The organism is Pseudomonas sp. BN414 (assembly GCF_029871275.1).
Classification (GTDB): domain Bacteria; phylum Pseudomonadota; class Gammaproteobacteria; order Pseudomonadales; family Pseudomonadaceae; genus Metapseudomonas; species Metapseudomonas resinovorans_C.
Window position 1 is genome coordinate 34,067 of record NZ_SSOL01000057.1, and the last position, 11,637, is coordinate 45,703.

General features: G+C 63.1%; 9 protein-coding genes. 4 read left to right on the forward strand and 5 right to left on the reverse strand.

Annotated elements, in window-relative coordinates; translation table 11 throughout:
• Positions 1 to 31: 31 nt before the first annotated feature.
• Positions 32 to 1,321: a glycine-betaine demethylase subunit GbcA gene (gbcA, locus tag E8E95_RS11855; RefSeq protein ID WP_280350265.1), complete on the reverse strand. Its 1,290-nt coding sequence runs from the start codon at positions 1,319 to 1,321 to the stop codon at positions 32 to 34.
• A 364-nt stretch (positions 1,322 to 1,685) separates the two neighbouring features.
• Here gbcA and gbcB point away from each other — a divergent pair, with 364 nt between their 5' ends.
• Positions 1,686 to 2,789, forward strand: coding sequence for a glycine-betaine demethylase subunit GbcB (gbcB, locus tag E8E95_RS11860; protein WP_280350267.1), 1,104 nt, complete (start codon positions 1,686 to 1,688; stop codon positions 2,787 to 2,789).
• A gap of 294 nt (positions 2,790 to 3,083) precedes the next feature.
• A complete protein-coding gene (gene gstA / locus E8E95_RS11865) occupies positions 3,084 to 3,689 on the forward strand; it encodes a glutathione transferase GstA (RefSeq protein ID WP_280350269.1) in 606 nt (201 codons plus the stop codon).
• Positions 3,690 to 3,865: 176 nt separating this feature from the next.
• Here gstA and fusA read toward each other — a convergent pair whose 3' ends face one another.
• On the reverse strand, positions 3,866 to 5,911 hold the full coding sequence (gene fusA / locus E8E95_RS11870) for an elongation factor G (protein WP_280350271.1): 2,046 nt from the start codon (positions 5,909 to 5,911) through the stop codon (positions 3,866 to 3,868).
• Positions 5,912 to 6,790: 879 nt separating this feature from the next.
• On the reverse strand, positions 6,791 to 7,831 hold the full coding sequence (locus E8E95_RS11875; RefSeq protein WP_280350273.1) for a low specificity L-threonine aldolase: 1,041 nt from the start codon (positions 7,829 to 7,831) through the stop codon (positions 6,791 to 6,793).
• Between the two features lie 207 nt (positions 7,832 to 8,038).
• On the opposite strand from E8E95_RS11875, the gene E8E95_RS11880 reads away from it, so the two are divergent.
• Positions 8,039 to 8,341: a hypothetical protein gene (locus E8E95_RS11880; protein ID WP_280350275.1), complete on the forward strand. Its 303-nt coding sequence runs from the start codon at positions 8,039 to 8,041 to the stop codon at positions 8,339 to 8,341.
• Between the two features lie 101 nt (positions 8,342 to 8,442).
• On the opposite strand, the gene E8E95_RS11885 is transcribed toward E8E95_RS11880, so the two are convergent.
• Entirely contained in the window at positions 8,443 to 8,862 is a 420-nt protein-coding gene (locus tag E8E95_RS11885) for a thioesterase family protein (RefSeq protein ID WP_280350277.1), read from the reverse strand.
• A gap of 1 nt (position 8,863) precedes the next feature.
• Entirely contained in the window at positions 8,864 to 9,766 is a 903-nt protein-coding gene (locus tag E8E95_RS11890) for an alpha/beta hydrolase (RefSeq protein ID WP_280350279.1), read from the reverse strand.
• Between the two features lie 516 nt (positions 9,767 to 10,282).
• Between E8E95_RS11890 and E8E95_RS11895 the strand changes: the two genes are divergently transcribed.
• On the forward strand, positions 10,283 to 11,637 hold a 1,355-nt coding region (locus tag E8E95_RS11895), incomplete at its 3' end, for an L-serine ammonia-lyase (protein ID WP_280348310.1).

Consider the following 11,637-nt stretch of genomic DNA (forward strand, 5'->3'; position numbering starts at 1 on the left):
CGCAGCGGCCTCGCCGAACTCCCTGGAAGTGTTACTCGTTGACCTGGCGCAGCTGGGTGGCCGGGGTATCGCCGAGGTTGTTCAGCATGCGTTCGCTGTACCAGTCGAGGAAATTGATCACGCCGAACTCGTAGGTCTTGGAGTACGGGCCCGGCTGGTAGGCCGAGGAGTTGATGCCGCGCTGGTTCTCTTCGGCCAGGCGACGGTCCTGGTCGTTGGTGGCATCCCAGACTTCACGCAGGCGCTGCACGTCGTAGTCCACGCCTTCTACCGCGTCCTTGTGCACCAGCCATTTGGTGGTGACCACGGTTTCCTGGGCGCTGATGGGCCACACGGTGAACACGATCAGGTGATCGCCCATGCAGTGGTTCCACGAGTGCGGCAGATGGAGGATGCGCATCGAGCCCAGGTCCGGGTTCTTGATGCGGCCCATGAGTTTCTTGCTGCCCTGCTTGCCGTCCATGGTCATGGAGACGGTACCGTCGAGCAGGGGCATGCGCACGATGCGGTTGCGCAGGCCGAAGCTGGCGTGGGCGTAGGGGATCTTCTCCTCGTCCCAGGCCTTGGTGCAGGCGGCGACCTGGTCCTTGAAGGCCTGACTGGCGCGCGGGTCGGTGACGTCATCCCATTCCAGCAGGGTTTTCAGCAGTTCCGGGTGCGAACCGTTGCAGTGGTAGCACTCGCGGTTGTTTTCCAGCACCAGCTTCCAGTTGGCGGCTTCCCTCAAGGTGGTCTGCACGGCCACCTTGGTGTTCTCCATGTCGTACGGCTCCATGTAATGGGCCAGGGTGGAGAGGAAGTCGTCGATGGCTGGCGGGTTCTCGGCCAGGGAAATGAAGATGTAGCCGCCTGCGGTCTTCACGTTGACCGGCTTGAGGCCGTATTCCTTCATGTCGAAGTCGGCGCCCATCTCGGTACCGGCGAACAGCAGGCGGCCGTCCAGTTCGTAGGTCCACTGGTGGTACGGGCAGACCAGCTTGGCGACCTTGCCTTTCTCGCTGACGCACAGGCGCGAGCCACGGTGGCGACAGACGTTGTGGAAGGCGTGGATCTGGCCCTCGCCGCCACGGATGACAATGATCGGGTTGTCGCCGATCTGCAGGGTCAGGTAGTTGCCCTTGGCGGGGATTTCGCAGGTCATGCCGGCGATCAGCCACTCCTTGTGGAAGATCTCCTGCATGTCGATCTGGAACAGGCGTTCGTCGCTGTAGAACGGCTGCGGCAGGGAGAAGCTGTGGTCGCGTTCGCGGAGCATTTCGGCCGTGGCCTTGCGTGCGGGTTCAAGCGGATCGCCCAGGCTCAGGGTGGAAGTGACGTCCATCGGTAACTCCTCAATGGCTGGTCGCGCCGGCGACCGCCGCAAATAAGTGGCTGATTCGGTTGTCACGCAAGGCGGCGTGACCTGCCCTCGTTTCTTGCCTGCCGATTGGCTGCCCTGCTGCGGGTGCGAGGGTGGTTCGCTCGGAAGCCTTATGGTTCGGCTGGGAATGAGTGTGCTGGCGCTGGGAGGTACGACCTTATCCATGGGCGACATGGGGGCATCCGTTTCCGACGGGCGAGCCCCGGTGGTTGCTGGCAGGTCGCGATGAGCATGTGAATGTCGCGGACAGGTAAATGGGCCGTTTTTGCGTTATTCACAATCCGCCACATTAGGCCGATATCCGGCCACGCGCGGAGCAGCGTCCATGACCAATAACTTCCTCAATCCGATCACGACCCAGACCTGGACCAACGGCCGGCACATGGTTCGCTGCGTCAAGGCGATCCAGGAAACCTGGGATGTGCGTACGTTCTGCTTCATGGCCGACCAGCCGATGGTGTTCTTCTTCAAGCCGGGGCAATTCGTGACCCTGGAGCTGGAGATCGACGGCCAGCCGATCATGCGCTCCTACACCATCTCCAGCTCGCCGTCGGTGCCCTACAGCTTCTCGCTGACCATCAAGCGCGTGCCGGGCGGCAAGGTTTCCAACTGGCTGCACGACAACCTGAAAGAAGGCGACGTGATTCCGGTGCACGGCCCGGTCGGCCTGTTCAACGCCATCGACTTCCCGGCGGAGAAGGTGCTGTTCCTTTCCGGTGGCGTCGGCATCACCCCGGTGATGTCCATGGCGCGCTGGTTCTTCGACACCAACGGCGCGGTGGACATGATCTTCGTCCACAGTGCGCGGACGCCGAAAGACATCATCTACCACCGCGAGCTGCGCCACATGGCCTCGCGCATCGAGAACTTCAAGCTGCACCTGATCTGCGAGAAGTACGAGATCGGCGAAACCTGGTCCGGCTATCGCGGCTACCTGAGCCGCGCGATGCTCGACCTGATGGCTGGCGACTTCATGGAGCGCGAGATCTTCTGCTGCGGCCCGACGCCCTACATGTCTGCCGTCCGGCGCCTGCTGGAGGCCGCCGGCTTCGACATGAAGCGCTATCACGAGGAAGCCTTCGGCCCGACGCCGCCGGAAATCCGCGAAGAAGTGAAGGAGCATGCCGCCGAGGCTGCCGAAGCCGCTGCCGAAGTACCGGCTGGCGCCATGAACCTGGTGGAGTTCACCGGAACCGGCAAGAGCATCCGCGTGGCGCCCGGCGAGACCGTGCACTCGGCTGCCGCCAAGGTCGGCCTGCATATTCCCAAAGCCTGTGGCATGGGCATCTGCGGAACCTGCAAGGTGATGAAGACCGCCGGCGAGGTGGAGATGGAACACAACGGCGGCATCACCGACGAAGATGTCGCCGAGGGCTACATCCTTTCCTGCTGCAGCATTCCCAAGGGCGACGTGGCCATCGACTACTGATGGTTTTCTGAGCAACTCCCTCCAGCCCACGGCAATCGTGGGCTGGCGCCATCTATCCACAGCTTGTGGGCGCAGCGGTGCACAGTTGTTGTGCGCAACTCGCTGAAATCGCTGAAAAAACCACCAATCCTCTGCAGGCTACGCAGCACGCGGGCACGAATCAGGCACGAACAGCTTGTCCACAGGCTGGTCCACCGTTGGTGGGGGTAACCCCCGCTATGCTTGATCGAACCTTCGTTCCGCCGGCGCACCTGCCTGCGCCGGTCCCTTGCGACCTGCCTGAGGTGCCATGCGATGAAACTCTACTATTCCCCCGGAGCCTGCTCCCTCGCCGTGCATATCGTCCTGTGTGAAATCGGCAAGCCCTTCACCCTGGAGAAGGTCGACCTGGCCACGCACAAGACAGCCGACAACTGGGATTACTACCGCAGCAATCCCAAGGGTTATGTGCCGCTGCTGGAAATGGACGATGGCCAGAAACTGACCGAAGGCCCGGTGATCTGCCAGTACCTGTGCGATGAGGCAGGGCGCACCGACCTGATGCCGCCAGCTGGCGACATGCGGCGCTATCGCGTCATGGAGTGGCAGGCATTCATCGGCAGCGAAGTGCACAAGACACTCGGAGCCCAGTTCAATTCGGCGCTGGATGACAAGGCCAAGGCAACCTACGCCGGCATGGCTCATCGGCGTCTGCTCTGGATTTCCCAACAACTGCATGACCAGCAGTTCCTCACTGGCGACGACTTCACCGCAGCGGATGCGTACCTCTTCACGGTCACCAACTGGACGGGTCACCTGAACATGGACATCTCCGATTGCCCCGATCTCCAGGCCTTCCAGGCCCGCGTGGCGGCCCGCCCGGCCGTGCAGGCAGCGCTGAAGGCGGAAGGGTTGGTCTGATAGTGGAGCTCGTCGGGGCGGATGCCTGTGGGGGCGAATGAATGGGTCGTGTCTGCACTGCATTGCCGTAGGAGCTGGCTTGCCAGCGAATGGCCCTTTTCGCTAGCAAGCTAGCTCCTACAAGGCTCCGTTCGCTGGCAATAGCTAAGCGATTGAAATCGCCCCCACAAGGACTCTCAATCCTCCTCCTGCACCGCCTTGTAGTTGCCGGAGAGCTTCTGCTGAACATCCTGGGGTGCGGCGTTGTAGTGGCTGAGGACCATGCTGAAGGCGCCGTGGCCCTGGGTGATCGCCTTGAGCCGTCCGGCGTAGCCGTCCAGTTCCGCCAGGGGCACCTGGCCGTAGACCAGCGCCAAACCCTGGGACAGTGACTCGGTACCCGTGACCTGGCCGCGACGGCCAATCAGGTCGGTGGTGATATCACCCAGGTTGGCTTCCGGCGCAGTCACTTCCACTGCTACCACAGGCTCCAGTACTACCTCTCCGGCAGCGCGCAGCGCATCGAGCATGGCCTTGCGTCCGGCGGCCTGGAAGGCAATGTCCTTGGAGTCCACAGGGTGGTGCTTGCCGTCGTAGACGGTGACCTTCACATCCTCCACCGGCAAGCCTGCCAGCGGTCCGCAGGTAAGCACCGAGCGCACGCCCTTTTCCACCGAGAGAATGAACTGCGACGGAATCACACCGCCCTTCACCTCGTCGGTGAAGGCGAAACCGGTGCCCCGTGGCAGCGGTTCGATACGCAGGAACACCTCGCCGAACTGGCCGGCGCCGCCCGTCTGCTTCTTGTGCCGACTGTGGCCCTCGGCGGGGCGGGTGATGGCTTCGCGGTAAGGGACCTTGGGTGGGCGGGTCTCCACCTCCAGCTTGTAGGTGCCGGTGATGCGATCCAGCAGGTAGCGCAGGTGCAGCTCGCCCATGCCACGCAGCACGGTTTCCTGGGTAGAGGCCTGGTAGTCCAGCTTCACGCAAGGGTCTTCCGCCTGCAGACGACTCAGTACTTCAGCGATGCGCTGCTCGTCGCCACGGCGCTTGGCCTCGATGGCGAGCCCTTGCATCGGCTCGGGGAAATCCAGGGCCTTGAGATGGATCTGATCCTCGTCGTGGGAGTCGTGCAGGACCGAGTCGAACTCCACTTCGTCTACCTTGGTCAGGGCGCCGAAATCGCCGGGGATCAGCCGTGTCACTTCCTCATGGCGCTTGCCTTGCAGGCGCAGCAGGTGTCCGAGTTTGAAGGGTTTGCGCCCATCACCGACGAACAGTTGCATGTCCCGCATCAGGGTGCCCTGGTGCACGCGGAAGATGCCGAGCTTTCCCACGAACGGGTCGATCACCACCTTGAATACGTGGGCCAGCACGTGTTGCTGAGGGTCGGGCCGGGAGCGGAAGGCCTTGGCGTCCGCTCCCTCGCCCTTGAGAAAGAGTGGGGGATTGCCCTCGGTGGGGTTGGGTGCCAGGCGCGCGAGGATGTCCAGCAATTCGGCCACCCCGGCACCCGTGCGTGCGGAAGTGAAACACAGGGGAATGAGATGCCCTTCGCGTAGGGCTCGCTCGAAGGGTTCATGCAGTTCAGCCGGGGCGATTTCACCTTGCTCCAGGTAGCGCGCCATCAGCTCCTCATCCACCTCCACCACCTGGTCGACCAGGGCCTGGTGGGCTTCGGCCACCGAAGAAAAGTCGGCCTCGCCAGCAGGCTCGAAGAAGCAATCCACTACGCGACTTGCATTGTCTGCCGGCAGGTTCAGCGGCAGTACCTCCTTGCCGAAGACTTCCCGAAGGTTGGCCAGCAGGGCAGGGAGGTCGACCCGCTCGGCATCGATCTTGTTCACCACCAGCATCCGGCACAAGCCGCGCTCGGCAGCCATGGTCATCATCCGGCGTGTGGTCAGCTCGATGCCGTTCTGTGCATTGACCACCACCAGCGCGGTTTCCACGGCCGCCAGGGCGGCGATGGACTGGCCGATGAAGTCGGGATAGCCGGGGGTGTCGATCAGATTGAGTTCGGCGCCCTCGTGGCTGCAGTGGGCCAGGGCGGAGGCGAGGGAATGGCGATACTCGCGCTCCAGTGGATCGAAGTCGCACACCGTGTCGCCGCGCTCCAGGCTGCCGGCGCTGGCAATCGCGCCGCTGCTTTGCAGCAGGGCTTCGGTCAGGCTGGTCTTGCCGCTATCACCATGGCCGACCAGGGCGACCGTTCGAATGGATTCCACCGAGTAGTTCGCCATGAGTACCTCCGCACACTGGGTGTTTCCAGTATAGGCAGGCGGTCCATGCGTGCCCGGATGCCTCGTGCTTTCTACAACTCATTGATATTGCGCGAAAAATGTACGAATCGCGGCAGGTCCCGCCATTCCTGGTGTCGGCCAGTGTCTGTACAGCTTGTCCACAGAAGACTCCACTGGCTTTGTGAGTAAACGCCGGGTTTTCCACTGGCTAAGCGGGTTTTTAGCCCACGGATGGACCTGAACGGCCAACAGATCGGCAAGTGATCACTTCTCTGTACAGTGCGTAAATACTGGCGTTGATCGACTTGCAAACGGTTTTTCCACAGGGTTCTTCAGGGATTTTGTGCGCAATATCCCGGCGGCTGACCGCTCCGCTCCGCGAATCTGTTTGAAAGCCTTGAGTTGCGGGGGGTTGGCTATACATAGCCACCAACAGGTTTTCAACAGGGTTATTCACAGGCTGTGGGGATAAAACCGCGGAAATACCAGTCTGTCTACTTTTTAATCAATTCTGCGCAAGGCAGGCAGGACTAAGCGCGCATTCCTTTTTCCACAGCTTGTGTACCTTTCGCTGCACAGAATCTGTGTGGAAGAAGTGCCAAGTCTTTGAAATAGATCAGGAAATATACAAGTGGCGGAAGGCCGCGAATGGCGTGGGCTGCAGCAGTGGCTCTACAGATTGTCCACAGGTTGGTCCACGGAAAACGGGGGTAAGGCGGGAAACTGTATGGGCGAGAGAAGCCTGTGGGGGAAACTTGTGGGGGCGATTTCAATCGCTATACAGGCCGCAGGCCTGCCCGCCGGAGCGGCAAGGGGGCAGCTGCGCTGCCCTTAGCGAATGAATTCGCCCCCACAGGAGACGGAAGCCGGAGACGTGAATCAGGCCCTCATCGCCGCACGGATATCCGCGGCCAGTTCACGCACGCGATCCATCTCGGTGTCCCAGGAGCACATGAAGCGCGCACCGCCGGCACCGATGAAGGTGTAGAAGCGCCAGCCCTTGGCGCGCAGGTATTCCAGCGCCGGTTCGGACATCTGCAGGAACACGCCATTGGCTTCCACCGGGAACATCAGGCTGACGCCCGGTACGTCGGCGACCAGTTCGGCCAGCAGTTGCGCACAGGCGTTGGCATGGTTGCCGTAATGCAGCCAGGCGTCGTCCTGCAGCAGGCCAACCCAGGGAGCAGCGAGGAAGCGCATCTTCGACGCCAGCTGGCCGGCCTGTTTGCAGCGGTAGTCGAAGTCTTCGGCCAGATCACGGTTGAAGAAGAGGATGGCCTCGCCTACCGCCATGCCGTTCTTGGTGCCGCCGAAGCAGAGCACGTCCACCCCGGCTTTCCAGGTCAGGTCGGCCGGCGAGCAGCCGAGGAAGGCGCAGGCATTGGAGAAACGCGCGCCGTCCATATGCAGGTTAAGGCCCAGTTCCTTGCACACCTGGCTGATGGCGCGGACTTCCTCGGGACGGTAGACAGTGCCGACTTCGGTGGCCTGGGTGAGGGTAACCACGCGGGGTTTCGGGTAGTGGATGTCCTGGCGCTTGAGGGCGATTTCGCGGATCGCCTCGGGCGTCAGCTTGCCGTCGGCAGTCTTGGCCAGCAGCAGCTTGGAGCCGTTGGAGAAGAACTCCGGCGCGCCGCATTCGTCGGTCTCGACGTGGGCGGTCTCGGAGCAGATCACGCTGTGGTAGCTCTGGCACAGCGACGCCAGGGCGAGGGAGTTCGCCGCGGTCCCGTTGAAGGCAAAGAAGACTTCGCAGTCGGTTTCGAACAAGTCCCGGAAATAGTCGGAGGCCCGCGCCGTCCACTGGTCATCGCCATAGGCGCGTTCATGGCCGTGATTGGCCTCGGCCATCGCGGCCCACGCTTCCGGGCAGATACCGGAGTAGTTGTCACTGGCGAATTGCTGGGTCTGGTCGGTCATGTACTGGTCCTTCTGTCCGATCGCCTGCAGGCACAGGCGTATGGGGCCTAACTTTACGCCAGGTTGGAGGCTTGGGATTCGTTCGAGGCGACATCCTTTTCCATGGCTGGCGCCTGATCAGACCAGGGGAACTCCAGCGGCCATCCGCCCCTCAGAATCCAAGAGCCCGCCTCACGGCGACGCCCTGCCCAGGAAGGAGGAACCGACATGCGTTACCCGACCCTGATCGCTCTGTTCATCCCCGTGTTGATCGGCCTGCCGGCCGTAGCCGCCGAATGGCCCAGCGGCGAGCGCGACCACTTCATCCAGGAGTGCAAGACCAGCGCGCAGGCCAATGTGTCAGGCGACAAGCTGCAGCGTTATTGCAGTTGCGCCGCTGACCAGGTCAGCACTGAGTTCAGCACTGCCGAGCTTGAAGAACTCAAGACCCAGAAAACCCCCTTGCCCGATCAGACCCAGCAGCGCCTGATCAAGGTGTCCCAGTCCTGCCTGAGTCAGCTGAACGGCTGATCATAATTTGATCGATCGGCTGCAGCCCAGGCATTACGCGGGCTGCGTGGCCGCTCCCACAGTTTGTCCACAGGAACGTCCACGTTTTGTGGGGATAGTGGTCAGTCGACCGGCTCCCAGGCCGCCGCCCGCGCGCGGACATCTTCCGGGAACGCGCGGGCCTTGCGCGCCTGGGTATCCAGGTGCACGCCCACCAGGGTCGTGACGGCGGCAATTTCACCGGTCTCGTCATTGCGCATTTCGTGGCAGAAGCGGATCGACTTGTCCTTCATCTCCAGCACCCGCGAATGAATGGAAACCACGTCTCCGGCATGCAACTCGCGCCGGTACTCGATCCGCTGTTCCACTGCCGCCATCCCCGCGTTCTCGCCGCGCAGCCGCGATGGCGCAAGACCGAGCAAGGTGAAGAGCTGCCAGGTCGCTTCATCGAACTTGCCGACGTACCACATCACGTTCATGTGGCCCATGTGATCGCAGTGCCAGGGGTAGACGGCGCCGCGGTAGGTGAGCGTATCGGTCATGTCAGGCTGCCTCGTTCTGTCGGGAATGTTCGAAGTCCACCAGCACCTGCGGGAACTGGTTGATCACGATGGAAAGGTGTCCTTCCTGTGGATAAAGACGCAGATTGGCGCAGGGCAGATGCGCCTGCAGGTGGCGGCCCATGGCTTCGGGCACGTGGCGGTCGAGGCCGCTTTGGTAGAGGTGCACCGGTGTCCGGATGTCTTCCAGCCCGAAAGGGCGCGGCGATGCGATCAGCGCGGCTTCCAGGCAGGCACCCTGAACGCCCTGGCGATAGGCCTCGGTCAGAAAGTCCGCGAAGTCTTCCGCCGTCTGTGGATCGGCGGCCAGCAACTGGCGATCCGGTTCGGCCAGGAGTCCGGCGAGGGCTTTCAAAGCGCGCGCCGGATTGCGCAGGAACATCAGCCGGTCCAGTGCCAGCAGCGGACCGGCCAGCCGGGGATGGACGCGCGCGAGGCCGAACATCACCTTGAGTGCGGGCAGTTGCGCCGTGCGCAGTGCGGGGATGTCCATCGGCCCCATGCCGGCCAGCAACCCAACATAATCCAGGCGCTCGCCCAACCGATGGGCACAGGCCAGTGCGTAGGGACCGCCGCACGACACGCCGAGCACCCCGAAGCGCTGATGTCCGAGGGTGTCGGCCATGAAGGCAACGTCATTGGCCCAGTCGAGGATGTTGCGCCCGGGCTGGTAGTCGGACCAACCAAAGCCCGGTCGCTCCGCCGCTACCACGCAGACATTGGCGGCCAGCGCCTGTTCATGGTGCAGCGCGGCCTGCAGGCGGCTGCCAGGAAAACCGTGGAAGTAATAGAGCGGGCGGCCATCGCTGGCGCCATAGAGCTGGTAGGCGAGGATACGGCCATCGGGCAGCCGCAACCGCCGAGGCCGGGCATCGGGTCGAGTCATGGTGGTCTCGATATGAATCAGGAGTGTGACTGGAACAGGGTGTCGGGTTCTGAGGTGGTCATTATTTGAACGCAATCAGTTATACCAGCCGCTTTGGATGGGGTCCGTAGGGGTTACAAAATTTAATCGCGCGTTTAATTTGGTTGTTTTTTGATCATTTCTTCGCAGGTCCCGCAGCGCCGCCGTTCGGCATCGACACACACACCTTATCCACAGCCCGCTGCACAGATTCTGGGGGCAGCTGTTTCGGCAAGCGCCTGAAATAGCTCAAGAAATGACCATTTCGCTGCAAGCAGCGTGGCGCAAGGGGTCGGGCGGTGGCTCTACAGCTTATCCACAGCATGATCCCCGGTTTCTGTGGGCGAGGCGGTGCGCCGGTACATTTTCGAGTCGGATACAGACAGATTTCGCTGAGGCGGGATCGGGAGAATCCTGCAGGGCAGGCCCGCGGCCTGATTCGCGAATGAATTCGCCCCCACACATCGCTCCTAAATTGCCTCCAAGCGGGGAACCTGCATGGCCATCAGCGTGTTCGACCTGTTCAAGATCGGTATCGGCCCTTCCAGCTCGCACACCGTGGGCCCGATGCGGGCGGCGGCGCTGTTCGCCACGGCACTGCGCGAGCGCGGCCTGCTGGCCCAGGTGACGCGCGTCGAGGTGCGCCTGTACGGCTCGCTGTCGGCCACCGGTGTCGGCCACGGCACCGACCGCGCGACCCTGATCGGGCTGATGGGCGAGTGGCCGGACCGCGTCGACCCGAAGCAGATCGCCCCGCGCATCGAGGCGCTGCGGGAAAGCCGCGAACTGCGGCTCGATGGCAGTCACCCGGTGGCCTTCGACTGGAACCGCGACCTGCTGTTGCTGGACGAGAACCTGCCGTACCACCCCAACGCCATGACCCTGATCGTCGAAGGCGCGGCGGGTGAACTGCACCGCGACACCTACTACTCCATCGGCGGCGGCTTCGTCGTCGACGAGGCCCAGGCGAAGTCCGGCCAGCTGGACCAGGACGCCACCGCACTGCCCTACGACTTCTCCAGCGCCGAAGAGCTGCTGGAGCTTTGCCAGCGCCACAACCTGCGCATCTCCGAGCTGATGCTGGCCAACGAGAAGGCCTGGCGCAGCGAGGCGGAGATTCGTAGCGGGCTGCTGAAACTGTGGGACGCCATGCAGGAATGCGTGACCAACGGCCTCGGTCACGAAGGCATCCTCCCCGGCGGGCTCAATGTGCGCCGGCGCGCGGCGAAGCTGCACCGCAGCCTGCAGGAGCTGGGCAAGCCCAACGTGATCGGCAGCACCATGAGCGCCATGGAATGGGTCAACCTCTACGCCCTGGCGGTGAACGAGGAAAACGCCGCCGGCGGGCGCATGGTCACCGCACCCACCAACGGCGCGGCCGGAATCATCCCGGCGGTGCTGCACTACTACATGCGCTTCAACCCCGAGGCCACCGACGACGACGTGGTGCACTTCTTCCTCGGCGCAGCCGCCGTCGGCATCCTCTGCAAGAAAAACGCCTCGATCTCCGGCGCCGAAGTCGGCTGCCAGGGCGAAGTCGGCTCGGCCTGCGCGATGGCGGCCGCGGGGTTGGCGGAAGTGCTGGGGGCGACCCCGGCGCAGCTGGAGAACGCCGCCGAGATCGGCCTGGAACACAACCTCGGGCTGACCTGCGATCCGGTGGGCGGGCTGGTGCAGGTGCCCTGCATCGAGCGCAACGCGATTGCCGCGGTGAAGGCGATCAACGCGGCGCAGATGGCCCTGCGCGGCGACGGCGAGCACTTCATCTCGCTGGACCAGGTGATCCGCACCATGCGCGACACCGGCGCCGACATGCACGACAAGTACAAGGAAACCTCGCGCGGTGGCCTGGC